This is a genomic window from Candidatus Neomicrothrix sp., assembly GCF_035329545.1.
In the GTDB taxonomy this organism is placed as follows: domain Bacteria; phylum Actinomycetota; class Acidimicrobiia; order Acidimicrobiales; family Microtrichaceae; genus Microthrix; species Microthrix subdominans.
In genome coordinates this window covers 36,232-60,663 of the sequence record NZ_DAOLGP010000016.1, presented here as the reverse complement: position 1 = coordinate 60,663, position 24,432 = coordinate 36,232, and the positions used below count along the sequence as shown (strand labels likewise).

Sequence of the window (24,432 nt, the reverse complement as noted above, 5' to 3'; positions counted from 1 at the left end):
GTGCGTCGACGCGCACTCGTCAGCTCAGAAGGCGACTTTGAAGATGGCCGTCGCTGCGATGTTGACCAGCGCTGCGGGGATCATGAACTTCCAGGCCAGGCGCTGCAACTGATCCTCGCGGAAGCGGGGGAAGGTGAAGCGCACCCAGAACACGATGCCGGTCAGGATCAGCACCTTGGTGGAGATCACCAGCGGGCCCACGACGTGGAACGCCGAGTTGCTGATGCCCCACGATGCCGGCAGCGCCCAGCCTCCCAGGAACAGGGTGGAGGCGATGGCCGAGAACCCGATCGCAGCAGCGAACTCCGACAGGAAGAACATCAAGAAGCGGACGCCGGTGTATTCGACCATGAAGCCGCCGACCACTTCGGATTCGGCGATCGGCATGTCGAATGGCGGCTGGGTGAGCTCGGCCTGCATGGCCACCAGGAAGATCACCAGACCGATGATCTGGGTGAACATGTAGGGGTTGCCGATCCAATCGATCCCGAAGATCGCACCGTTGGCCTGGGCGGACACGATGCCCTGCATGTCGAGGGTGCCCGCCTGGATCACCACGCCGACCACCGCCAGGATCAGCGGCAACTCATAGGCGATCAACTGTCCGGCGGCGCGCAGCGCACCTATCAGCGCGTACTTGTTCGCCGACGACCAACCGGCGATCAGCACACCGATCGTGGACACCGACGACACGGCGAGCACGAAGAAGATGCCGGTGCCCAGGTTGGCGACGTAGCCGTTGGGCCCGGCAGGGATGACGATGAAGAGCAACAGCGCGCTGGCCAACACGAGGAACGGTGCCAGACGGAACAACCGCTTGTCGGCGTCCCGCGGGGTGATGTCTTCCTTCTGCAGCCACTTGCCAACCTCGGCCACCAACTGCAGCGAGCCAAAGGGCCCAGCTTCCATCGGGCCCAACCGGCTCTGCATGAACGACACGAACTTGAACAGGTACAGGTACACGGCAGCAGCCGTGAGCGTCAGGGCCACGATCGTGGCCGCAAGCACCCGGATGAGCGTCTGCTGCCAGTAGGCCAACTCCAGCGCGAAGATGCTCACTTGTCGATGTCTCCCAGGATGAAATACAAGCTGGCCATGATGCTGACGATGTCGGGCACGTAGACGCCCCGGAGCAGCCAGGGTGCGATCGACACGTTGTTGAAGCTCGCCGAGCGGATCTTCACCCGGAAGGGCATCAGGTCGCCCTTGGACACGATGTGGTAGCCCATCTCGCCCAGCGGATTCTCGGTGGCCACATAGGCCTCGCCTGCGGGCACCTTGATGATGCGGGGCACCTTGGCCATGATCGGCCCGGACGGAATTCCGTCGCAGAGCTGGTCGATCATCCTCGTCGCCTCGCGGGTCTCCTGCAGACGCACCCAGTAGCGCGCAAAGCTGTCGCCGTCGGGGTGGGTCCAGACCTTCCAGTCGAGCTTGTCGTAGACGAGGCCGACGTTGTTGTCGCGCCGGATGTCCCAGTCGATGCCCGAGGCGCGGGCGTTGGCGCCCGACAGCCCGTACTGCAGGGCGACATCGGGGGGGATCACGCCGATGCCCCGGGTGCGCTCCTGGAAGATCTCGTTGCCGAGGAGCAGATCGTCCATCTCGTCGCAGAAGGAGCGGACCTTCTCCATCGCCTGCTTGGTCTCTGCAATCCAGCCCTTGGGCAGGTCGTCGAGCAGGCCACCGATACGGTCGAAGTTGGGGTGGAAACGCCCGCCGGTGACCGCCTCGATCTGGTTGAGCACGAACTCGCGGTCGCGGAAGGCGTAGAAGATGGCGGTGAGGCCGCCCACCTGCACGCCCATGTCCCCGAGGAACATGATCATGTGGCCCAGGCGGCTCATCTCGAAGAGGATCGTGCGAATCCACTGGGCGCGCTCGGGCGCCTCGACCTCCATCAGCTGCTCGGCGGCCAGGATGAAGGGCACCTCGTTGGCGAAGCTGCCCAGCCAGTCGATGCGGTTCACCAGCGTGGTCACCTGCGGGTAGGTGCGCACCTCGGTGAGCTTCTCGTAGCCCCGGTGCATGTAGCCGGCGAGGGGCTCGGCGGCGATGACCTGCTCGCCGTCCAGCTTGGCGACGATGCGCAGCGTGCCGTGGGTAACCGGGTGTTGCGGCCCGATGTTGAGGGTCATGCCCTCGGTCTCGAGCTCGATGTTCAACCGGGCGTCGGCCGCCTGCGCGGCGACGTAGTTGAGCTTTTCGCGATCGGTGATGGCGGTCATGACGCTCCCTCCGGCGGGGCCTCGGGTACCGATGTATCGGCGGCTGAAGCCTCGGGGTCAGACACATCAATCACCGGGGCATCGGGGGCCGAGACTTCGGCGACCGGGGCTTCGAGTGCGGGGTTCGCCGGTTCGGCAACCTCCGGCTCGGGCATCGGCTCCACATCGACGATACCGGGCCACGGCTTCACCAGGCGGGCCAGCAGCGGGAAGTCCTTGCGCAGCGGGTAGCCCTCGAAGTCGCCGGGCAGGTAGAGGTTGCGGAGGCCGGGGTGGCCATCGAAGGTGACCCCGAACATCTCCCATGCCTCACGCTCGTGCCACTCGGCACCGGCGTAGGTGTTGACCCAGGTAGGGACCGTCGGGTCCTCGTCGCTGCTCGTGTCGGCCCGTAGGCACAGCATCTCGTTGGTGGACAGGTTGCGCACCCGGGCAAACACCTGGAAGCGACGGTCGGCGCCGCAGATGCCGGGGGTGATCTCGGCCTGGTCGGCGGCGGCCGACACCCGCTCGAGCGTCTCCGATCCGGTCTCGAGGTAGCGCCCGTAGGGCGACGGCAGCCAGTCGAGCACCGACAGGAAGCAGAAGTAGCGGAAGCCGAGGTCGTAGCGAACCACCTGGGCCGCTTCGCCCCACGACTCGGTGGTCAGGCGGACGTGGGTGTCCAGGCCCGGCAGCACCTCGGAGCCGACGACGGCGTCGCCCAAGTGGTGACGGAGGGAGGCGACCAGCGCCTCGCGAGCCTCGTCGCGCTCCTCGGTTGCCTCGTCGTCGGAGGTTTCGTCGGTGGTCGCCGGAGCATCGGTGCTCACAGGTCCTCACCCCCGACCGTGATCGCGTCGCCGCGCCAGCGGGCGCCCATGTCCTCGTTCTGGATGCGCTGCTGCAACAACACGACGCCTTCCAGCAACGCCTCGGGCCGGGGCGGGCAACCGGGGACGTAGACGTCGACCGGAATGATCTGGTCGACGCCCTTGGTCACCGAGTAGCTGTCCCAGTAAGGGCCACCGGTGTTGGCGCAACTGCCCATCGAGATCACGTACTTCGGCTCGGGCATCTGGTCGTACAGGCGCTTGACCACCGGCGACATCTTGTCGGTCAGGGTGCCCGAAACGCACAGCAGATCCGCCTGACGGGGGCTGGCCGGTAGCGGAATGACGCCGAGGCGCATGATGTCGTAGCGGGGCGCACCCATGCCGGCAGCCATCTCGATGGCGCAGCACGCCAAGCCCCACTGGTACATCCACAGCGAGTACTTGCGGGACATGTTGAACAGTTTGGACAGCGGCTTGGGAATCTTGCCGCCCTCCACCAGGCCTAGACCCATCTCAGCACTCCCTTTCGCCAGGCATACAGGAGACCCAGCAACAACACGCCAACGAACACGCCCATCTCGATCAGGCCGAAGACGCCGTACACCTCCAGGCGGGTGGCCCAGGGAAAAATGAACACGGCCTCGACGTCGAAGATCACGAACATGAGGGCAAAGAGGTAGTAGCGGATCTGGCTCTGCGACCAGGCCCAGCCCACCGGGTTGACGCCCGACTCGTAGGTGACGTACTTGTCCCCCACATCACGGGCGGGTCGAATCAGCCTGCTGATGCCCAACAACAGGGCAACCAGGCCAAATCCGGCGGCGCCCATGAGCGCCGCAGTCAGGTATGAGCGAAGAAATTCCGATTCTGCGGCCAGCACGATGATGCAATCTACTTGCGGCCCGAGAGGGGCACCAAAGACGACCCGGCCACCGGAGGTCGCCCGCCCGCGCTCGCTCCTACAGAATGCGTCCCCAGCACGTCGGCGGCGGGGTGCGCCACGGCGAGTTCGCCGCCCCGGACCGCAGCACCCTCACCCTCCACGAGATGTCCTGGCGCCGGTCGTGCTGGCTGGCCACCTGCTGATCGGAGTATCTGTTGCCGAAGCGTCATTCTCCCGGCTGGATGCCACCCAAAAGGATTGGTCAACAAAGTGGTCGGGTACACCACGGCGCTACCAGAGCGATCACAGGAGCGTGAGCCCATGTCAGATGCCATCACCCAGCTGAAGGACGACCACGAGAAGGTCGAGAAGCTGTTCAAGAAGTACGAGGACACCACCGACCGGGCGATCAAGACACGGCGGAAACTGGTGGATCAGATCATCGAGGAGTTGTCGATCCACGCCGCCATCGAAGAGCAGGTGTTCTACCCGATCTCCCGGGTGCTCTCCGACGAGGCCCAGGATCAAACCCTGGAAGGTCTCGAAGAGCACCACCTGGTCAAGATCACCCTCGCGGAACTCGAGACGTTGGACCCCACCGACGAGCGGTTCCATCCAAAGGTGACCGTATTGATGGAAAACGTGCGCCACCACGTCGAGGAAGAGGAGAACGACCTCTTTCCCATGATGCGCGAGACCTTCGGTCGCAACGACATGTCCGACCTTGGAGCCGCGCTTGACGAGGCTCGGTCAACTGCGCCGACCCGACCCCACCCGGCCTCGCCAGACGCCCCGCCCGCCAACCTGGTGACCGGGCTGGTTGCCGGCATCATCGACAGAATTCGCGACAGCATTCCGGGCTGACACCCGGAGAGGCTTCACCTCGTTGCTGAGGGCATGCGGGCTCGGAGGATTTGCTCGACCCGATCGGGATCATCGGGCGTGATGACCGGGATAGGCCACTTACCAACTTCCAGGTCGAGTGCCCAGGTCTTCCGCGGACGGGTTCCGTCGAGATTGTAGAAGTGGCGGAAGTCGCCCGAGCCCCAGATGCGCCATCGACCGCGAAGCCGGGTCATTCGACGCCGGGTGACCGCCGACAGCGAGGAGTACGGGATTCGCTTGTGGCCCCAGAGGTAGTACCAGCGGATGTGCACGCAGTGCTCGTCGCAGGCGATGCGGCCGTCGTCGTAGATCACAGGAATCCCCATCCGGATGTGCCGAGAGGCACGTCACTGAACCATAGGCCCGCGCCACCAGCCGGGTCGTTCGGCGGCGCCATCGTGCGCTGACAAACTGCCGGGATGCGCTTTGCCGATGTCGTCGCTACCTCTGCCCTGGTGGCATCCGAGTCCGGACGATCCGCCAAGCGAGACCTGTTGGCGGGCCTGCTCGGCGTTCTGGCGCCCGACGAGGTGGTTCCGGCGGTCGGGTTTCTCACCGGCGAACCCCGCCAGGGCCGCATCGGCGTGGGTTGGCGCACGATCGGCTCGCTCGACCACCCCGTCGCGGTCGAACCGACGCTGTTGATCGCCGACGTGGACGTCGCGCTGAGCGCTGTTGCAGCGCAGACCGGACCCGGTTCCGGTGCCGCCCGGGTGGCACTGCTCGAGGCCGTATACGGCCGGGCCACCGCTGACGAAGCCCGATTTCTCACCCTGTTGCTCGGAGGCGAACTGCGCCAGGGCGCCTCGGCGGGGGTGATGGTTGAGGCCGCCGCCAAGGCCGCCGGCGTCCCGGCCACCCAGCTCCGCCGGGCCACCATGCTGGGCGGCCGCCTGGACGACACGGTGGCGCTCGCCCTCACTGGCGGCGCCGCAGCGCTGGGCGAGGTGTCGCTGCGGGTGGGCCGGGCCGTCCAGCCCATGCTGGCCTCGTCGTCCGCCGACGCCGCCACCGCCTGGGAGGACGCGGCTGTTGACGGTCTGGCAGTGGTGCAACACAAGCTTGACGGCATCCGCATCCAGGTTCACCGAGGCGCATCGCCAACTGGCGGGCCCGATGCGATCAGGGTGTTCACCCGCAACCTCAACGACATCACCGATCGCCTCGGCGACGTGGTCGATGCCGTGGCCGACATGCCCGGCGGTGCGCTGGTGCTCGACGGCGAGGCGCTGGTGACCGACCTCGACAATCGGCCCGTCGCCTTCCAGGACACCGCCGGGAGGGTGTCGGCCGACCAGGCCCGACCCGAGACGGTGCGGCCGTACTTCTTCGACGCGCTCCACGTCGACGGGGTCGACCTGATCGACGCACCGCTCACCCAGCGCCTCGACGCGCTGCGGCGCAGTGCCGCCGGCTGGGTGGTCGAGGGTGCACAGGCGACCAGTGCTCACGAGATCGCCGACGTCAACGAGGGCGCCCTGGCCGCCGGCCAGGAGGGTATCGTCGTCAAGGACCCCACCAGCGCGTATGCGGCCGGGCGGCGCGGCAGCGCCTGGCGCAAGGTGAAGCCGGTGCACACGCTGGACCTGGTGGTGTTGGCCGCCGAGTGGGGTCACGGTCGCCGCCGCGGCTGGCTTTCCAACCTGCACCTGGGCGCACGCAACCCCGCCGGAGGGTTCGTCATGGTGGGCAAGACGTTCAAGGGGCTCACCGACGCGCTGCTCACCTGGCAGACCGACACGCTCAGCTCCCTGGCCCGCTCGGCGGGCAACCCGACCGACGGTCACGTCGTCACCGTGCCGCCCAGCCTGGTCATCGAGATCGCCGTCGATGGGGTGCAGCGGTCCACCCGCTACGACGGCGGGGTGGCGCTGCGTTTCGCCCGCGTGGTTCGCTACCGCCCGGACAAGACACCGGACCAGGCCGACACGATCCAGACGGTCCGCGAACTGGGCTGAGGTCCGGCCTCAAGCGGACATCGGTGCTCGGCTCCAACTGGTGCCGACCCGACCAGGCGACGAGCGGCGTTGATGCCAACCGGGGCAGTAGCCGAAGGTGTCGACTTCGTTGGCATGCATCGGTTCGCTCACCAACCCATGCTGCCAATCACTCACCCCGGGTCGCGACACCCAGTGCATCCGCCCGCTGACGCAGCCACGCTGAGATTGCATTGCGTCGACAACGCCGATGAGGGCGAGGGTGCGGGTGATGAACCGCGAGTGGATCGAGCTGTGGCTGCACCGGGGGGACGATGCCGAACCCGAACCGCTGCGGGTCGGCTACTCGCCCGGCGCCACCGTGGCCGAAGTCATCCGGGCGCTCGCCAGCCACGTAGGCCAGTCCGATCACGCCGATCACATCGACGCGTCACTCGGCACCGAATGCTCGCTCGTCGGGGTCGATCCGGCCATCGGGGTGATCGACCCCGAGGCGACCCTGCCCCATGGTGGACCTCGACGTGGCCAGGTCGTCAGGATCTACTGCGCAACCGAGCCGTCCCAGGGGACGGTCGCACCGACGATGGTGGCGGTCCGGCGAGGTCCCGACCGAGGCCACCGGGTGCCGCTCGGCGAGTCCCTTGTGGTGGGCCGAGCACCGGGCTGCGACCTGGTGCTGGCCGACCCGGCGGTGTCACGACGCCACCTCCGCCTCACCCGCCGTCGGGCCCTCGTCGAGATCGAGCCGCTCGGCGAAAGCGTCATCGGCCTCGACGGTCGACGACTGCGCACCTCGATGCCGGTGGAACCGGGAAACCCGATCCGGCTGGGCGACAGCGAGCTGGTCATCGTGGCGCCCACCCGACCGACGGCCGATGCTCCCGGCTCCCACCAGCGGCCGCCGCGGGCACCGTGGTGCCCCAACCCACCCAGCCTCGACATCGCCGAACCCCCTCGTCGCACGGGCGTGGGCACCGTGCCGTGGCTGTCGATCGGTCTGACCGCGGCATTTGCGATCGTGATGATGAGCGGGGGCGGATTCGGCGGTGGCATGGCCGGCAACATGATCTGGTTCTTCACCCCGCTGCTGCTGGCCTCCGGGGCGACCGAGTACGCCTGGTCGGCTCGCCGGACTGACCGAAAGGCTCGGGCCGCGTGGCGGACGGACCTGACCCATCGATGTCGTGCCCTCGCAGCGGCGCTCGAGATGGAACGCCGCCGGGAGGCCCATGCCTTCCCACCTCTCTCCGACTGGGCGCTCGCCGCACAGTCGGGCTCGGCGCGGTTGTGGGAACGTCGGCGCGAACACTCCGATGCCCTGCGCCTGCGGCTGGGTCTCGTTCAGGGGCGGGCCGCAGTCACCGGCGAACTGGCGTCGGTCGGCCCTGCCGATCTGCTGGCCGAGGCCTCCAATGCCGTCGAACGGGTGCGCTGGCGTCACGATCTTGTCTCGGCATTGAATTTGGCCGAGGTTGGCTCGCTCGGGATCCACGGCCCCGATGCCCACCTCTTGGCCGCATCGCTGGTAGCGCAGCTCGTCGCTGCGGTCGGTCCGGAGGACGTGGCGTTGGCCGTCGCCGTCACCGAGGGTCACGCACCCGGGTGGCGATGGGCGGCTGCCTTGCCCCACCTCCGCTCGGCGGCCGAGCTGCTCGACGGCCCCAGCACGGCGGGCGCCCGCAACCACGACCAATTGACCGCATCGCTCGCCGCGCTGGGTGCGGCCCGTCGCCGACGTTGCGACGAGACCGATGGTGAGCGGCGTCAGGCGGAGGTGCCGATCGTCGTCGTGCTCGATGGCGAGCTCGGTTCCCAACTCGAACTGCGTCGCCTCGCCGCCCTGTGCCGGTTCGGTGACGTGGGCATCCACGTGATGTGGTTGGGTCGGCGTCCGTCAAGAACCCCCCTGGGCTGCGGCGCAACGGTGACCACCTCCCGGCCCGGCCGGGCCACCGTCGTAGCGGCACCGGGAGAAGTTCCCCAGCAGGTGCGCTGGGAACACCTCGACCACCGCGTCCTCGACCGGCTGACCCGTCACCTGGCGCCTCGCCGGGACGGTGATCGCACCGGCACGGGTGCCGGGCTTCCCGCCGCCGTCTCCCTCGCCTCGATACCGGGACGCATCCCCGAGCCGGGCGGGCTCGACGCCATCATCGGGGTGGGTCCCGACGGCCCAACCCGCGTGGACCTGCGCCGTGACGGTCCCCACGCGCTGGTGGCAGGCACCACCGGTGCGGGCAAGAGCGAACTGTTACGCACCCTGGTCGCCGGGCTGGCCATGGCACATTCACCGCAGCGGCTCAACTTCGTGCTTGTCGACTTCAAGGGCGGCACGGGCATGGGCCCGCTCGCACGTCTGCCACACGTGGCGGGCATGATCACCGACCTCGACGTCGACGAGGCCCAGCGGCTTCGGCTGGGCCTCGAGGCCGAGGTCGACCGGCGCCTGCGGCTGCTGCACGGGGCCGGGGTGGAGAACCTGGCAGCGATGGAACGTCACGACCCGGTCGGAGCGCCGCCGGCGATCGTGGTGGTGATTGACGAGTTCGCCGCGTTGGCCCGGCGTGCACCGACGGTGCTCGACGCCCTGGTCGACCTGGCCCAGCGTGGTCGCAGCCTGGGGATCCATCTGGTCCTGGCCACCCAGCGTCCTCGCGGTGTCATCTCGGACGCCATCCGAGCCAACACCAACCTCCGGCTCGTCGCCCGCATGGCCGACGCTGAGGAGTCGATCGATGTGCTCGATAACCCTGCAGCGGCCCGGCTGGCGGTGGGCATCCCCGGTCGGGTGCTGATGCGGGTGGGAGCAGCGACGCCCACGGTTGTGCAGGTGGCGTTCACCGGAACGACCGTGGGTGAGCGGCCGCCGATAACCGTGGAACCGCTCACCCTGGACCGCCCGTCGCCCGGTCCGACGGTTGCACCCTCAGCGGGGGGCCGGACCGAGGCCGAGGCCGTGGTCGCCTCCACCCGCAGGGCCGCCGGTCATGACGGCGCCGCTCGGCGGCTGTGGCTGGAGCCGTTGCCGCCCCTTCTCGACCGGGCTGCCTGGGCTGCGCTGGTCGACCGGCGACCCGATGTTCACGCCGAGGCCATCACCCGCCGGGACCCACCCCGTCCGACGACCGCCACGACGCCAAGCTGGCCCATGGCGGTCGCCGACCTACCACGACGCCGACAACGAGGCCTGTGGACCATCGACCCGACCGGCGGGGTGCTGGTGGTGCTCGGCGGTGGCGGCTCCGGGCGCACCTCCGCCCTGCGGGCCCTGGCAATGACGGCGGCGCGCAACGGGGCCGCCGTCACCGGCCTCGACGGGGGTGGGTCGCTCGCCCGGCTCGACGGTGCGACGGTTGGGACGGATCCGCAGGTCTCGCTGGGTGCGATCGTGCCCGTACGCGACGACGAACGCATGGCTCGGCTGCTGTGGTGGCTGGAGACCGACCCAGCCATGACACCGAGGGTGCTGATCATCGACGGTTGGGAGGGCATCTGGGATCGAGCCGACCAGGCCGGTACGTCGAGCTGGTTCGCCCGGTTGGTCGAGCTGGTTCGAACGGCGCGCGGCCGGGGCCTCACCGCAGCGATCAGCGCCGATCGGGCCGGAGCCCTCCCCCCCGAGGTTCGTAGCTCCCGCACCGAGGTGCTGGCCCTTGCAGGGGCGGAGGCCGAGCCGGACCTCGGCCTCGACCGGCCTCCAGCCGCCGGCCAGCCGCCGGGTCGGGCCCGGTTGGTGACCGCACAGCCCCACCTGTTGGGCGGCGAGTCCGACCCGACCGAGGGCCCGCTCGTTCAGCTCCGCTGGATGGCGCCGGACATCGACCCCGGCCCGGCCCGGCCCGTCCGGCGGGACCATCCCGATGCCGCCCCGCTGTTGTCGACCTACCCGGCCCGGCTGCGGTCGTGGGACCGTTCGGTGGCGGAGCACGCGCCCCACGAAACCGGCGTGTGCTTCGGAATCGACCTGGAACGCGACGCGCCGGTAGGCACCCCTCCCCATGGCCCGTTCTGGGTGCTGGGGCGCCCGCGCAGCGGACGGTCGACTGCGCTGGAGGCGCTCAGAGCATTTCGGCCGGCTGGGACCGTGGGCCTCAGCGTCCTCATCCGCCCCGGTCGATCGATCGGTCAACCCGGCGCCTGGGATCGGGTCTTGGGCGCCCCACCCGACGCAGAGGGGGGATTCGGCACTGCCGAGCCGGTAGCCATGATGGCGATCGACGATGCACACCGCCTGGACGACGACCACTGGGCGTCGTTGGACCGATGGTTGGCGACGCTGAACGAACAGTGCCACGCCCCACTGGTGGCAGTGGCCGCCGATCCGGCCTCGCTCGACCGCTGGAACCCGGTGGTGACCTCGTTGCTGGGTCACGGTGCAGGCCTGATGCTCGCTCCGGAACCAGACGAGGATGGTCGCTTGTTGGGGGGTGATCTGCCCCGCTACCGACCTTTTGCCATGCGTGCCGGCCGCGGCTACCTCCTCGAACGGGGGCAGGCACCCCGCGCGGTTCAGGTGGGCTGGCCCGACCGTTGAGCGATGCTCGACCCCAGTCGGCGCTCAGCCGGTTGTCCGACCACCGGTTTGCCCGTGTTCAACGCCAGGGCGAAGCAGTGCGTGGACGACGCCAGGGTGAGGACCCGCGTGAAGCTGGCCGGTGCCAGGCCCGGCGACGGGTCGCGCGACCCGTAGACCCACGCAGCTCGTTGTGGTCTGATGGGTCAATCGGGGCGCCGGGACGCCCCGGCCGGGTTCTTGAACCCGGGGCGCTGACCACGGACGGAACCATTGATGGGCAGCGTGAGCGAACGATGCCGGTGGGCGGAGCCGTAAAGGCGCCGCCGGTGAGAGACGCCGGTGGCCACCTTCAAGGACAAAACCGGGGGACGGAACGATGTCAGCTCGAAGTGTCACGGATATCCGGCGGAGCGGAGGACATCACCACACGGCCATGGCCGGGACACCTCCGACCGGCCCCCCAGAATCCGAGGTCGACGTGGAAGCCGGCCCGGGCATCGGCACCGACGTCGGTCCTGCCTCCGGTCCCGGCCCCGACCAGTCCACCGACAGCCAAACACTGGTCGTTGAGTTCTGTGGCGAGGAATGGCTGGTCGGCCCCGACGATCATCTGGACTTCGGACGGGCAGCCGGACTGACCATCGACGAGTCCAACCGTTACCTGCACCGGCGGGCCGGGGGTTTTCGCCACCGGGCAGATCATTGGTGGCTGCGCCACGAGGGCCCACACCCGCCCCTGAGCGTGTTGGAGTCGGTCGGCCGCCCGATGGTTGTGCTGCCACCCGGGGTGGAGACGGCGTTGTCGCCAGGCGAATTTGCGGTGGTGCTGGCGGCCGGACCGACCCGATACGAGCTTCGGGGCCGGTGCCCAGACCCCCATGCCCCTGTTTCCCCGCTCGACGACCCGACACCGGGCGAGACCGAGCTCGACTACACCGTTCCCTGGGGCGTCTTCGAACTCAACGACGATCAGCGAGCGCTTCTGGCGGCCTTGGCGGAGCCCCGGCTGCGCGACCCGCTCGTCGAGCCGGAGCGGCTACCGCCCAACCGGCAGACGGCGATGCGTTTGGGCTGGACACTGTCGAAGTTCAACCGCAAGCTCGACCACCTGTGCGGCCGCCTCTCGCGCCACGGCGTCCGCGGCCTGCAGGGACGGGTCGGCACCACTGCCAACGACCGTCGCCAGAACCTGGTCGAACACGCCCTTGCCCACCAGCTGGTGCAGCCGGCCGACCTGGCGTTGCTCGACGACCTGAAGGGAACCCGGTGATGACCGACCACCTGCTGAGCGCTTCCGTCCTCACCGACTCGGACCGCACGAGGGTGGCGCCCCGGCGTCGGCCCGACGCTCGACCACCGCTTCCGGCGGGCGTGGCCCCGCCGACAACGCGACGCATTCGCCCGGTGCCGCCGGTTGATCCCCACTCCCCCTGGGGTGACGCAGCCAGCTCCGAGCCAGACGACTGGGACCGTCGCGCCGACCGACTGCAATGGTGGATGTCCGACCTCGGGGGCCCGTACCCGGTCAGCGTCGAGACCACCCACGACCGCGAGGAGGCAACCCACCTGCTCGAGCGAGGCCTTCGCCGTTTCGGCATCGACGTGATCGAGGCCAACGCGTCGCTGTTGAAGGGCCTGTCCCCTCCGCCCCCCGAACCAGCGCTGGTGCGCCTGGTTCGATGGCTCACCCGACACCCCGCCCGCTTGGAGGTGGTCGAAGTGCGGCTGGAGCCGACGGGGCACCAGTGCCGGGTGACTGCCCGGGCCAGCGGCGAGCGAGCCGCCGAGGCGCTGCGGGTGGCCCTCTCCGAACTCTCACCCGCTCCCCGACAGCCGGCGACATCGCTGGCGGGGTAGAGCGATTCGTATCGCTCACACCACCGCTGGGTCGGCCCCGCCGGACGACCCCGACGCCCCGGACCAACCCCCGGGATATGGTTCGCCGCGCTTGGTTACCGCAGCGGTAGCGGTGCGAGCCCGCCCGGGTTGGCAACGATGGCGCTGCGACCTGATCGATGAACAACCTGGCGGCACCCACCCCGAGAGCAGCGCTCACGCCGCCGGGCGAACGCCCGAAGATGCACGCGGGCTGGGCCATCCCAGCGTGGAGCTGCGGAAGTCGAACGATGGCGAAGCGCTTCTGTTGGCGGCCAGGGCCCAAGCACGTCTCGATGGCCACCCCGGCGTCGTGGCGGTTCACCAGGCGCGCCCGATCAGCGGCGGTCGATGCGAGGTGCGCCTGGGGTGGGCCGGCACCACGCTGGCCGGTGTGATCGGGCGACGTCGAGGCTCCGACCAATCGCCGTCCGGCGCCGACGGGCGGGAGGCACCGTCCATCGCCGATGGACGAGCGGTCGCCCCGGCCGACCTGGCACCCGGGCAGGCGCCAGACACGCGGCTGCCCGTCGCCGACCTGATCACGATCGGCGCCACCCTGGCCGCCACCCTCGACGACGCTCATCGGCTGCGTCCACCGCTGGTTCACGGGGCGCTCGACGCCACCGCCATCCGGCTCGATCGCTGGGGCCGGGCCCGCCTGGACGGTTTTGGCGCTCGATGCACCGAGCGGACCGTTCCCATCCCGGCTGACGACGTGTACGGCCTGCTCCTCACCTTGGGCGACGCCCTCGGAGTCGTGCCGCCGAACGGCGCACCCGCTGCTGTCGATGTGCGTCATCGCCGGGGGGTTGGCACGAGCTGGACGGCTGAAGCGGAGCCTCACGAGCCGGCCGTCGCGTTGATCTCGGAACTGCTGGCGTCGGTCACCCGGCGCCAACCCGACATCATCGCCGCCGGGGACCTCGGCCGAGCCCTGGAAGCCATGGCCGCCCGAGGCTCGGCGGGCTCAATCCTCTCCGGCGAAGCGCCGAACCCCGCAGAGCCGGCTGCGGTCCGGGCGAGCATCGGAACGCATCGCCAGGTGATGGGTCGCGCGGGGCCGGTTCGCCACGACCATGACGCAACAGCGGTGCTCGGCGGCGTGGCTCGGTCCGTTCCCCCCGGGCCCCTCCCCAATGGGCTGCGGCCGCTCCGCCCACTTGGGCAGGGCGGCCACGGCGAGGTGTGGCTGGCCCACGATCCCCTGTTGGCCCGCAATGTGGTGGTGAAGGAATTTTCCGCCGGCTCTTCGGCGGCCATGCCTTGCCCAACCCCCATGGCACGCGAGCTGACTGCCCTCACTCAGCTCGCCGGCCACCCGGCATCGATCGAATGCTACGGGACCGTCGCCGGGGAGCGACCTGTCCTGGTGTTGTCGTGGTGTTCGGAGGGCGCTCTCGACCCTGAACGCCGCTGGAGCCCAAGCGAGCTCGCCCAGCTGGGGGCGCAGGTCGCCGATGCGCTCGCCGTCCTCCACGGGCGCGGCCTGGTGCACGGCGACATCAAGCCACACAACCTGCTGCGCGACCGCTGGGGACTGGTGCGGTTGGCCGATTTCTCGTTGACCTGCCCCACCGGTGCCCCATCTGCGCCCGAGTGTTCACCCCGACACGCCCCACCCGAGCAGCTCGACGGCGGGCCGCTCAGCCCAGGGGCCGACCTGGCTGCGTTGGCCGCCACCCTGTTTCACCTGGCGGAGGGACGGCCGCCACTCGACCGCGGCGACGGGACCGAAGCCCTGGTAGCCCGGCGGCGGGCCGGGGCACTCGAGGCGCCTCCGGCCTCGCTCGCCGGCCTGCCCGGCCTGTCCGACTGGGTGATGGCGTGGCTGGAGCCCGACCCGGCCCGACGCCCATCGGGGGGCGCCGCGGTGGCAGCCGCCACCCTGCGCGCCCTGTACCGACCCGATCAGATCGCATCAGGTTCGGATCCCCCATCTCCGCGGCGACACCACCAACGTCCCCGAAGTCCCCGCTTTCGGGCGACGATGGTCGCCACCGCTCTCGCAGGGATCGTCGCCCTCGGGGCCCTCGCTCTTGGGGGTCCTGGCCCGGGACCGTCGCGGAGCGACAACCCCCGACCGACGATCGGCGACCGCGCGTCCCCTGCCACCGATTCCAATTCGGCTACAGATACCAACACAGATGCCGATACCGAGGCTCGGGTGACCGGTCTCGCCCGGCGGCTACCCCCCGCCGACCCGCTCGGCGCCGATGCACCCGCCGGGCTGACCCTCGATCGTCGAGCGGACGGCACACTGCTGCTGATCCGCACCGGGGATCCGGACCCGGACCTGTCGTGGGTACTGCGCCGCGACGATTACCCGAGACGTGGCGGGATCATCGAAGACCGTCCCAGCGCCTCGGGGCTGGCCGGCGTCGGCGGAACAATCGACGGCCCAGGGCCGATGCTCCGCCCCGGCACCGAACGATCATCGGTCCTCGCCGATTCAGCCGGGGCATCCTGCGTTCGGGTGGTGACGTCCCGCCAGCCCGCCGAGGTGTCGGAGCCGCTGTGTTGGGACTGAACTGCGAGGTACCGCCGCCTCGCCAACCGATGCTGAACAGCAGCGTGATGAGCGGAACCCGTCGTGTCGGGCGCCCATCATCCCGTACTCACCACGCGTCGGCCGGTGCCGAGGAGCCGGTCGAGCGGGCGAAGGGGCCGGCCACCCCCAGGATCACGATGGCGATGCCCAGAACCGAACCGAGCCCGAGGACGACCGAGGTGGACACGACCTTCAGCAGTCCGCCGGCGATCAGCGGTCCCGCCGTTTGACCGAACCGGCTGGCCGAGGTCCAGGCGGCCAACGCTGCGGCTCGATGCTCGTCGGGGGTGTTCGACACCGTGACCTCCTGCAGGGTGGGCACGAACATCCCCTCCCCGCCGCCGTAGAGCAGGGCTGCTGTGACGACGAGCACCAGGGTGCCCGCAGCACCGAGCAGCAGGAAGGTCACCACAAAGATGCCGCCACCTCCGATGATCAGCTGACGGACAGCGAACACGGCGCGCAGGCGCCCGAGGTTGAACGCAACCAGCGTCGACGTGACCGCCGGTACCGACAACACCGCTCCCCGCTTGGCGGCGTTCAGCCCGAACTCGCCTTCGAGGTGCAGCGGCAACACGGTGAGGAACAGCCCGTAGATGCCGATGAACACCAAGGTTGCGCCGACGATGCTGGCCAGGTTCACCGGATGGCGCACCGCATCGATCGCCCCGCGCAGCTGGTCGGCGACCGAGTCGATCCGGACGGAGGGGGTGGGTGTGATGACGAACCAACCGACCAGCGCCAAGGGCAGCGCAGCCGAATACAGGGTGAAGGTCACCCGCCAGTCGAAGAGTTGGGTGACGCCGCCCGAGATCAGCGGCAGCACTGCCAGGCCGGTGGTGAGCACCGCCGAATTGCGACCGATCAGCTTGGTGCGCCGGTCACCGCTGGTGACGTCGCCGATCAACACGACCGCCAAATTGAGCAGACCGGCCGAACCCACGCCTTGAAGAAACCGGGCGACGATCAGCAGCGGCAACGTCGGCGCCAGGGCCACCGCCGTGCCGAAGATGCCGAACATGCACAGGCAAGCGACGATCACCGGTCTGCGACCGATGCGATCGGCGGCGATGCCGACGATCGGCGCCACGAAGATGCCCGCTACCGAGCCCGAGGCGACGATGAACCCCGAGGTCGCCTCAGACGCCGAGAACTCCGCCAGCACGTTGGGCAGCGCCGGGGTGACCAGCGCGTTGGATGTGATCCCCACCAACGTCAAGGCAAAGGGAAACCACAGCGGTGTGCGGCGCATCAGGGGCACGGTAACGGCGAGAGTCGCTCTGCGGCCCCTCGCTCGTCGGGCCGATCAGCTGACGATTACTCGTCGGAGTCCGTCGGACGAGGCGCCCGGTACTCGAACCACCGTTTGCCGAAGACGACCCGCTCGCCATCGCGCAGCACGTGCGGGGCTTCGGCATCGAGCCGGGTCAGCTCACCCGGCGTGGCCTCGACGAACGTGCCGTTAGCGGAGCCACAGTCGACGATCGACACCTCGTCCAGCCGGCGGCGCAACTCGACGTGGTTGCGCGACACCGCCTGGGAGTCATCGGTCATCGTCAGGGTGTGCAGACGCGAGGGGTCGTCACGTACCCCGGGGTCGGGCCGACGCCCGATCAGCACGTCGCCGGGCAGCTCGACCGCCACACCATCATCGAAGAGCAACAGCGGGATCGACTGGTCGTCATCAAGACCGTCGGAGTCCCAATCGCGTTCGTTAGTGTCGTCCTTCGGGGTGCCCTCGTCCTCTGAAGCGGAGTCTTCGTCGGAACCGTCGTCGTCGGCCGGCTCACCGGTCACCAGGTCGGCATCGGCGGCTCCCACATCGCTCGAAACCGCCCAGTCGCCGGCCCATGGCTCGTCGCTGAGGGAAACATCCTCCGATGCTGGGGCGACAACGCTGTCGTCAGCGAAGGGATCGTCGCCAAACTCGGGGTCATCGGGACGAGGATCGCCCGAGAGACGTTTGTCGCCTCGTGCATCGGCGTCCTGATCGTCCGATGCCGAGGCGTCGGATGCTGCGCCACCACCTGGTGCCCACGCCGGCGGCGGAGGCCATGCGTCGTCCGGGGGCGGCGGGGCGGAACCGTGGTGGCTTCGGCCCGGCGCTTCGGTGGTCGACGTCGCCGCCGTCCCCCCACCCGAGGAGCCCGACACCATGCCGCCGGGCACGCTGGGGGTGGTCACGATGGGCACGAGACCCGTCGCCTCACCAGCGGGTGACTGATCGTCGATCGGCGGGCCGTCAGGCTCGCCGTTCTCGGTGAAGGTCGAAGCGGACAGGTGCTCGCCGGTGGGTTCGGGGCGCTCGACGCCCTCATCGCCGGCCTGGCCGGCGGATCGGGCGGTGGCAGGGGTGGCGGAGCCGGAGGTGCCCGAAGGCTCCGGCTCCTCGCTGACGAGGCCGACCAAGCCGTCGGCATCGGTCGGCTGGCTGCCGAACTCGGCGTCGAAGGGCAACTGGTGACGGGACTGGCCCGAACCGCCGCTCACGGCGCCCGGTGAGCCCCTCGGGTCGGAGCCCGGACCGCCCTCGGTGGCGTCGCTCTCCTCGGGGGCGGCATCGGAAGCGGCGTCCCCGACCGTGGGACGCTCCGTTGCCGCCACCCGCTGCGAGCCGGCGGATGCGGGCGCAACCGTTCCGGGGGCGGCCACGACACCACCCGAGCCTGCGCCCGACTGGGCCGGTTGCGCCGCGGGCGGCTGGACGTCCCCACCGACCTCGGGTGCGGACACCGGCGGCTGGGACAGTGCGGCGGACCGATGTTGGTCTGAGGCTGACTCCGCACCGACCGGGGAGGCCGCGGGCTCGGGGGAACCGGCGGTGCCACCGGAGGCCTCGCCCGAAGTGGCAGGGCCGGTCGCCGATGAGGTGGCGGCCGCGCCGGCCACCGATCCGGGAGACTCGCCGCCACCTGGGATCAGCAGCACACCATCGGCGGGCACGACGCCGTGTTCCAGGTCGACCCGGTCGGGGGCGAGGCCTGCGCTCACCCCGAGTTCGATGCGGTCGGGCTGCTGAGCCAACACGAGCTGGGCCCACATGCCCGACACGTCGGCCACCACCCGTCGACCGTCGCCGACCAACACCTCGGAGCTGCCGGCCGCCATGCACAGCAGGGACGACCCGGTCTGCAGGACGGCGGCGAAGTCGGCCACCGTGTCGCCGGAGCGGGCCAGTAGCCAGCCGGCCAGGTCGCGGAACGCCAGCGCTGCATCGTCGTGATCGGTGCGCGCCACCCGATCGGCGAAGGCAGCCCCATCGCTCCATCCCGAGCTGACGAGGACCACGCACCCCGGCCACGAGTAGAGCTCGCCCGAACCGTCGGTCGGGATGGTGCGGTAGCCGTTGATCGCCATATGGGGAGCCCCTCGCTGGTTTGGATCTGCCGAACCCACCACGATCGTCGAGGATCACCCCGAGGAGCGGTGGACGCCTCAACTTACCGGGCCGGGCGCCCCCGGTGGGGCACCACGGGGAGTACGGTCATCCTTACGTTGTGCGGTGAGCGCTCAGCCGAGGATGACGACGGCCTGGCGGGTCAGGTTGGTGATCAGCCCGGGGAAGACTCCGGTGAGCACCACGCCGATCAGGCACAGCCCGATCGTGATCATGGCCGTTCGAGGCAGCAGCAGCTGGCTGCGGGTGGCCGGCGCGGGGGCATCCACGGCGTCGTCATCGGACGCCCAGAACATCGCACCAACGATGCGCAGGTAGACGAACGCCGAGATCACTGCGCTGAGCATGGCGGCAACGCCCATCCACCAGAGGTTGGCATCCACCGCTGCGGCGATCACGCCAAACTTGGCGAAGAAGCCGCCGGTGAACGGCACCCCCGCTTGGGCCAGGACGAACACCACCAAGGCCATCGCCAGCCCAGGACGGGTTTGGGACAGGCCTCGAAGGTCGGCGAGCGATGTGTGGCCGTCGCCTTCACGGCTGATGATCGTCACCACGGCGAAGGCACCGATGGTCATCAGGGAGTAGATCGCCAGGTAGAACAACGCCGCCGAAATGCCCTTGTCGGAGGCGGCCGCCAGGCCGACGAGGATGAAGCCGGCATGGTTGATCGACGAGTACGCCAGCATGCGCTTCACGTCGGTCTGGACGATGGCGCCGAGCGCCCCGCCGAAGAGCGACAGCAACGCCAGCGTTTCGATGACCGGTCGCCAATCGCCCCGGTAGGCGGGGAGCGCAACGACGAGCACCCGCAGGAGGCCGACGAACCCGGCGGTCTTGATCGCAGAGGCCATGAAGGCGGTGACCGGGGTCGGGCTGCCCTGGTAGACGTCGGGCGTCCACCAGTGGAACGGAACCGCCGCCACCTTGAAACCCATACCGACGATGAACATTGCGATGCCACCGAGCAACAGGTTGTCGGCGGTCAGGCCTTGACCGTCGAGGTACAAGCGCATGCGGCCCAGGTTGGTCGTGCCGGTGGCCCCGTACATCAGCGCAATGCCATAGAGCAGGAACGCCGACGCTGCGGCTCCAAGGATGAAGTACTTCAGCCCTGCCTCGAGCGACCCGATGCGGCGCCGGTGCATCGCCGCCAGCGTGTAGGCGGCGAGCGACAGGATTTCCAGCCCGATGAACAACACGACGAGGTCGTTGGCAGAAGCCATCACCATGCCGCCGGCTGCGGAGAACAGCATCAGGGCATACGGTTCGACGCCCTCGAGCCCCTCGCGGGCCAGATAGCTGTGGAACAGCAGGGCGACCAGCACGACCGCACCGGCGATCACCCAGTACGAGAAGACGGAGAAACCGTCGACCCCCACCGCTCCGGACACCGCCGAGGTCGGCCCACCGGTCGGGTCCACGATCATCGACCACAACGGGATGCCCGCCGCCATCGAGGCGAGGCCGATCGCCGCCGTGCCAAAGGACGCGACGTGGCGCGGCACTCCGCCGGGCAGCAACGCTGCGAGCAGCAGCAACACCAACGCGCCGCCGAACATGATCAGGACCGGTGACAGGTAGCCCCAGGCCACCTCGGGGGTGACCGCCGGGCTGCCGCCCTGGGCCACGCTGCCCGGAAGTGCTTGAAGCATCGTGGCGATCATCCTTCGCCCTCCCCGGACAGGCCCGTCTCAGCGTCAGCATCTGCGGCGATCGGTGCCGTCGGCCTCTCGGGTGCCCGATAATCGCTATGTCGTTCCAACTGGGTGACCACCCGCTCCACCGAGGGGGTGATGCGTTCGAGCACCGGCTGCGGGTAGACGCCCAAGAAGACGATGATGGCCACGAAGGACGCCATCAGCCAGCGTTGGCCGGTCTTGAGGTCGGTCATCGATTCGTTGTCGCCGGTCGGTTCGCCGTGGAAGACCCGTTGGTAGGCCCACAGCAGGTAGAACGCGGCGAGGATCACGCCGAAGACGGCGACGACCGCCCACCAACGGTGCGTCTGCCAGGCCCCCAACATCGAGAGGTACTCGCCGACGAAACCGTTCAGCCCGGGCAGACCCACCGAGCTGAGCATCACGAGCATGAAGAACCCGGCCAACATGGGCGCCTTGACCTGCAGACCGCTCAGCACGTTCATGTCCCGGGTGTGGCGCCGCTCGTAGATATAGCCGACCAGCAGGAACAACGCCGGGGTGGAGATGCCGTGGTTCAGCATCTGGATGACACCGCCGTTGAGGCCGATGATCGTGAGCGAAAAGATGCCCAACACGATGAAGCCCATGTGGGCGATCGACGAGTAGGCGATCAGGCGTTTGAGGTCGGTTTGCATCCCGGCCACGATGGCGCCGTAGATGATGCCGATCACCGCAACGGTCATCATCACCGGGGTGGCCCAGCGGGCGGCCTCGGGAAACAGTTCCAGGCCGAAGCGGATCAGCCCGTACGCACCGAGCTTCAACAACACGCCCGCGAGGACCACCGAACCGGCGGTCGGCGCTTCGGTGTGGGCGTCGGGTAGCCAGGTGTGCACCGGGAACAGTGGCACCTTGACGGCGAAAGCGAGAGCGAAGCTGGCGAAGATCCAACGGGCGGCGTTGGTCGAGATCGCCTGGCTGGCGGTCAGCTCGACCAGGTCGAAGCTGAGACGGCCGGTCGCACGCTGGTTAAGGAACGCCAGCGACAACAGCCCGACCAGCATGAACGCCGAGCCGAACATCGTGTACAGGAAAAACTTGTTGGCGGCATAGGTGGCGTTACCGTGCCCCCAACGGCCGATCAGGAAGTACATCGGCACCAGCACCAGCTCAAAGCAGGCGAAGAACAACAGCAGGTCGAGCGACAAAAAGGCGCCGATCGAGCCGGCCATCAAGAGCGACATCCAGGCGTAGTACGCCTTGGGGGCGTGGCCCGCTCGGGCGCCGAGGATGCTGATGGGGAACAGCACCGCCGTCATCACGACGAGGAACAGCGAGATGCCGTCCACGCCAAGGTGCCAGGAGATGCCCCAGTCGGAGATCCAGGGGGTCTGCACCTCGAACTGGTAGCCGGCATCCCCACGCTGGAACTGGGTGAGCATGTACACCGACAGCGCAGCGGTGACCAGGGCGCCGAGCAGGGCCACCTGACGTGGCGTGTCCTCGCCGCGGGCTGGCACCAGCATCACGGCCAGCGCGGTGAGGATCGGTGCAAGCACCAGGGCGGGCAGCAACGCCGGCAGCTCCTCGGACGTCGAAGCGAGCAGGGTGGAGGTAGCGAGCATGGCCGACATCAGATGGTCATCCTGGTCACGAAGTACACCAACACGGTGGCGGCGCCGACCGACAGGCCGAGTACGTAGCGGCGCAGTTGGCCGGTCTGCAGGCGGCTCAGGTAGCGACCGTCGCGCATCGACAACCGGCCGAGACCGTTGACCGCTCCGTCGATGATCTGACGGTCGAACTCGGCCAGCCCGTCAAAGAACCGACGGCCGGGCCCGGCAACGAAGGCGGACAGGCCCTCGTCGTAGTGCCAAGCCGAGCGAAAGAAGTTGGGCTCGATGCGGCGAGGGTCGGCCTTGCGCAGCAGGTAGACGCCGTAGCCGGCGGCAATACCCAACAGCGCGGTGATGACGGCGATGACCGCCAAGGTGATCAGCGTCGAAGCTCCGGGCGCCTCGTGGGGATGGGCCAGAACCGGCTCAATCCATTGCTCGAGAAAGCGGGTGCTCGTTGAGAAGGGCGTGCTGAGCAGACCGCCGATCAGGGCCAAACCGGCGAGCGCCACCAGCGGGATCCACATCAGGGGCGGCGATTCGTGCGGGTCCTGGCCCGCTTCGAGGCCGATGCCTTCCTCCCGGGGCTCCTCGATCGGCACCAGTGCCCAGTCGGTCCCACGAGCGTCCGGGCCGCCCCCGGCGGCGACGAGCACCGCTGCGGCCTCGACCTCGACATCGCCCTCACCGGCCGCCACCGCGGCGGCAGCGTCGGCGGCGGCGTCTTCGGCAGCGACCTCCTCCGGCCGGAAGCGCTCGTCCCCGAAGAACACGAGGATCACCTGACGGGTCATGTAGAACGCGGTGAGCAGGGCGGTGAGCAGGCCGAGGGCCCACAGCACCTTGCCGGACGGACCGAACTCCCAGGCGCCGGCGAGGATGTCGTCCTTGCTCCAGAAACCAGAGAATGGCGGCACGCCGGCGATGGCCAGCCAGCCGATGATGAACGTTGCGGACGTGATCGGCAGGTACTTGCGCAGCCCACCCATGCGGCGCATGTCCTGGTCGCCGTGAAGCGAGTGGATCACCGACCCGGCACCGAGGAACAACAGGCCCTTGAAGAAGGCGTGGGTGACGACGTGGAAGATGGCGGCTCCGTAGGCGCCGGTGCCGACGGCGAGGAACGTGTAGCCCAGCTGCGAGATCGTCGAGTAGGCGAGCACCTTCTTGATGTCGTTCTGGGCCAGCGCCACCGTCGCCGCCCAGAAGGCGGTCAGCACGCCCACCCAGGCGATCACGTCGTTGGCCCAGGCGGCCTCGAACAGGATCGGGTTGAGGCGGACCAGCAGGTAGACGCCCGAGGTGACCATGGTGGCGGCGTGGATCAGCGCCGAGACCGGCGTCGGACCTGCCATCGCGTCTGGCAGCCAGACCAACAGCGGCAGCTGGGCCGACTTGCCCACGGCGCCCATGAAGAACAGCAGCGCGATGGCGATGGCGGTCGCTCCGGTGATACCGGCCGCTGCCGCCGAGATGTCGAGGTAGTTGAGTGAGCCGATCGTGGTGAACACCAAAAAGGTGCCGAGCATGAACCCGACGTCGCCCACCCGGTTGGTGATAAAGGCCTTCTTGCCAGCGGCGGCGTTGACCTCGCTGCGGTACCAGAAGGCGATGAGGAAGTACGAGCACGCCCCCACCCCCTCCCAGCCGAGGAAGGTGACCAACAGGTTGGAACCGGTCACCAGCATCAGCATCGAAAAGGCAAACAGGTTGAGGTAGAGGAAGTACTTGGAGAACTTGGGATCCCCGTGCATGTAGCCGATCGAATACAAGTGGATCAACGCGCCCACGCCGGTGACGAACAGGCACATCGTGATCGACAAGGGGTCGGCGAGGAAGCCAATGTCGACGCTGAAGGCCCCGGCGGGGATCCAGCGAAACAGGGTGACGGTCACCTCGCGTTCCTCTTCGCCCAGGCTGAGCAGCCCGGCGAACACCACGACCGACGAGACGAACGCCCCGCCCATCATGGCGGTGGCCAGCCAGCCGGCGCGCTCGCCCATCTTGGGGCCTGCGATCAACAACAACACGACACCCAGCAGGGGGAAGGCGGGGATGAGCCAGATCAGCTCGGCGAGGTTCATCA

General features: G+C 68.9%; 17 protein-coding genes. 6 read left to right on the top strand and 11 right to left on the bottom strand.

The window, feature by feature from the left end; all coding sequences use genetic code 11:
- Window positions 1–24: 24 nt before the first annotated feature.
- The 5 genes from PKD89_RS10670 to PKD89_RS10650 are packed head-to-tail and all read right to left on the bottom strand — an operon-like array spanning window position 25 to window position 3,923.
- Window positions 25–1,059 (bottom strand): NADH-quinone oxidoreductase subunit H, encoded by a 1,035-nt coding sequence (locus PKD89_RS10670; protein ID WP_287375732.1) that lies wholly within the window; start codon window positions 1,057–1,059, stop codon window positions 25–27.
- Complete coding sequence (locus tag PKD89_RS10665) at window positions 1,056–2,228, bottom strand: NADH-quinone oxidoreductase subunit D (protein ID WP_287375729.1); 1,173 nt, start codon at window positions 2,226–2,228, stop codon at window positions 1,056–1,058. The genes PKD89_RS10670 and PKD89_RS10665 overlap by 4 nt, the downstream gene beginning before the upstream one ends.
- On the bottom strand, window positions 2,225–3,040 hold the full coding sequence (locus PKD89_RS10660) for an NADH-quinone oxidoreductase subunit C (RefSeq protein ID WP_289011665.1): 816 nt from the start codon (window positions 3,038–3,040) through the stop codon (window positions 2,225–2,227). The genes PKD89_RS10665 and PKD89_RS10660 overlap by 4 nt, the downstream gene beginning before the upstream one ends.
- Window positions 3,037–3,555, bottom strand: coding sequence for an NADH-quinone oxidoreductase subunit B family protein (locus PKD89_RS10655; protein ID WP_287391071.1), 519 nt, complete (start codon window positions 3,553–3,555; stop codon window positions 3,037–3,039). The genes PKD89_RS10660 and PKD89_RS10655 overlap by 4 nt, the downstream gene beginning before the upstream one ends.
- The gene (locus PKD89_RS10650) at window positions 3,546–3,923 is read right to left on the bottom strand and encodes an NADH-quinone oxidoreductase subunit A (protein WP_287391070.1); all 378 of its coding nucleotides are present in this window, start codon (window positions 3,921–3,923) and stop codon (window positions 3,546–3,548) included. Before PKD89_RS10650 ends, PKD89_RS10655 begins: the two co-directional genes overlap by 10 nt.
- A gap of 324 nt (window positions 3,924–4,247) precedes the next feature.
- Here PKD89_RS10650 and PKD89_RS10645 point away from each other — a divergent pair, with 324 nt between their 5' ends.
- The gene (locus PKD89_RS10645) at window positions 4,248–4,790 is read left to right on the top strand and encodes a hemerythrin domain-containing protein (RefSeq protein WP_289011664.1); all 543 of its coding nucleotides are present in this window, start codon (window positions 4,248–4,250) and stop codon (window positions 4,788–4,790) included.
- Window positions 4,791–4,804: 14 nt separating this feature from the next.
- On the opposite strand, the gene PKD89_RS10640 is transcribed toward PKD89_RS10645, so the two are convergent.
- Window positions 4,805–5,137, bottom strand: coding sequence for a hypothetical protein (locus tag PKD89_RS10640; protein WP_287375711.1), 333 nt, complete (start codon window positions 5,135–5,137; stop codon window positions 4,805–4,807).
- A 93-nt stretch (window positions 5,138–5,230) separates the two neighbouring features.
- Here PKD89_RS10640 and PKD89_RS10635 point away from each other — a divergent pair, with 93 nt between their 5' ends.
- From PKD89_RS10635 to PKD89_RS10615, 5 genes are all read left to right on the top strand, one after another.
- Entirely contained in the window at window positions 5,231–6,769 is a 1,539-nt protein-coding gene (locus PKD89_RS10635) for an ATP-dependent DNA ligase (RefSeq protein WP_289011663.1), read from the top strand.
- Between the two features lie 250 nt (window positions 6,770–7,019).
- Window positions 7,020–11,282 (top strand): FtsK/SpoIIIE domain-containing protein, encoded by a 4,263-nt coding sequence (locus PKD89_RS10630; protein WP_289011662.1) that lies wholly within the window; start codon window positions 7,020–7,022, stop codon window positions 11,280–11,282.
- A 415-nt stretch (window positions 11,283–11,697) separates the two neighbouring features.
- Window positions 11,698–12,534: a hypothetical protein gene (locus PKD89_RS10625; RefSeq protein WP_324332431.1), complete on the top strand. Its 837-nt coding sequence runs from the start codon at window positions 11,698–11,700 to the stop codon at window positions 12,532–12,534.
- Complete coding sequence (locus PKD89_RS10620) at window positions 12,534–13,121, top strand: hypothetical protein (protein WP_287375690.1); 588 nt, start codon at window positions 12,534–12,536, stop codon at window positions 13,119–13,121. Before PKD89_RS10625 ends, PKD89_RS10620 begins: the two co-directional genes overlap by 1 nt.
- 112 nt (window positions 13,122–13,233) lie before the next feature.
- Complete coding sequence (locus tag PKD89_RS10615) at window positions 13,234–15,669, top strand: protein kinase domain-containing protein (protein WP_289011660.1); 2,436 nt, start codon at window positions 13,234–13,236, stop codon at window positions 15,667–15,669.
- An 88-nt stretch (window positions 15,670–15,757) separates the two neighbouring features.
- On the opposite strand, the gene PKD89_RS10610 is transcribed toward PKD89_RS10615, so the two are convergent.
- The 5 genes from PKD89_RS10610 to nuoL all read right to left on the bottom strand — a co-directional run bounded on the left by PKD89_RS10610 (window position 15,758) and on the right by nuoL (window position 24,430).
- Entirely contained in the window at window positions 15,758–16,942 is a 1,185-nt protein-coding gene (locus PKD89_RS10610) for an MFS transporter (RefSeq protein ID WP_287391060.1), read from the bottom strand.
- Between the two features lie 65 nt (window positions 16,943–17,007).
- Entirely contained in the window at window positions 17,008–19,047 is a 2,040-nt protein-coding gene (locus PKD89_RS10605) for an FHA domain-containing protein (RefSeq protein ID WP_289011659.1), read from the bottom strand.
- A gap of 153 nt (window positions 19,048–19,200) precedes the next feature.
- Window positions 19,201–20,754 (bottom strand): NADH-quinone oxidoreductase subunit N, encoded by a 1,554-nt coding sequence (locus PKD89_RS10600; protein ID WP_287375679.1) that lies wholly within the window; start codon window positions 20,752–20,754, stop codon window positions 19,201–19,203.
- Entirely contained in the window at window positions 20,751–22,364 is a 1,614-nt protein-coding gene (locus PKD89_RS10595; protein ID WP_289011658.1) for a complex I subunit 4 family protein, read from the bottom strand. The genes PKD89_RS10600 and PKD89_RS10595 overlap by 4 nt, the downstream gene beginning before the upstream one ends.
- Entirely contained in the window at window positions 22,364–24,430 is a 2,067-nt protein-coding gene (gene nuoL / locus PKD89_RS10590) for an NADH-quinone oxidoreductase subunit L (RefSeq protein ID WP_287375675.1), read from the bottom strand. The genes PKD89_RS10595 and nuoL overlap by 1 nt, the downstream gene beginning before the upstream one ends.
- Between the last annotated feature and the right edge of the window lie 2 nt (window positions 24,431–24,432).

Bases quoted from the DNA above. Each gene is read 5' to 3' on its own strand.
- PKD89_RS10665 (WP_287375729.1), bottom strand. From the start codon at position 2,228: ATGACCGCCATCACCGATCGCGAAAAGCTCAACTACGTCGCCGCGCAG.
- PKD89_RS10655 (WP_287391071.1), bottom strand. From the start codon at position 3,555: ATGGGTCTAGGCCTGGTGGAGGGCGGCAAGATTCCCAAGCCGCTGTCC.
- PKD89_RS10645 (WP_289011664.1), top strand. From the start codon at position 4,248: ATGTCAGATGCCATCACCCAGCTGAAGGACGACCACGAGAAGGTCGAG.
- PKD89_RS10640 (WP_287375711.1), bottom strand. From the start codon at position 5,137: ATGGGGATTCCTGTGATCTACGACGACGGCCGCATCGCCTGCGACGAG.
- PKD89_RS10635 (WP_289011663.1), top strand. From the start codon at position 5,231: ATGCGCTTTGCCGATGTCGTCGCTACCTCTGCCCTGGTGGCATCCGAG.
- PKD89_RS10630 (WP_289011662.1), top strand. From the start codon at position 7,020: ATGAACCGCGAGTGGATCGAGCTGTGGCTGCACCGGGGGGACGATGCC.
- PKD89_RS10625 (WP_324332431.1), top strand. From the start codon at position 11,698: ATGGCCGGGACACCTCCGACCGGCCCCCCAGAATCCGAGGTCGACGTG.
- PKD89_RS10620 (WP_287375690.1), top strand. From the start codon at position 12,534: ATGACCGACCACCTGCTGAGCGCTTCCGTCCTCACCGACTCGGACCGC.
- PKD89_RS10610 (WP_287391060.1), bottom strand. From the start codon at position 16,942: ATGCGCCGCACACCGCTGTGGTTTCCCTTTGCCTTGACGTTGGTGGGG.
- PKD89_RS10605 (WP_289011659.1), bottom strand. From the start codon at position 19,047: ATGGCGATCAACGGCTACCGCACCATCCCGACCGACGGTTCGGGCGAG.
- PKD89_RS10600 (WP_287375679.1), bottom strand. From the start codon at position 20,754: ATGATCGCCACGATGCTTCAAGCACTTCCGGGCAGCGTGGCCCAGGGC.
- PKD89_RS10595 (WP_289011658.1), bottom strand. From the start codon at position 22,364: ATGTCGGCCATGCTCGCTACCTCCACCCTGCTCGCTTCGACGTCCGAG.
- nuoL (WP_287375675.1), bottom strand. From the start codon at position 24,430: ATGAACCTCGCCGAGCTGATCTGGCTCATCCCCGCCTTCCCCCTGCTG.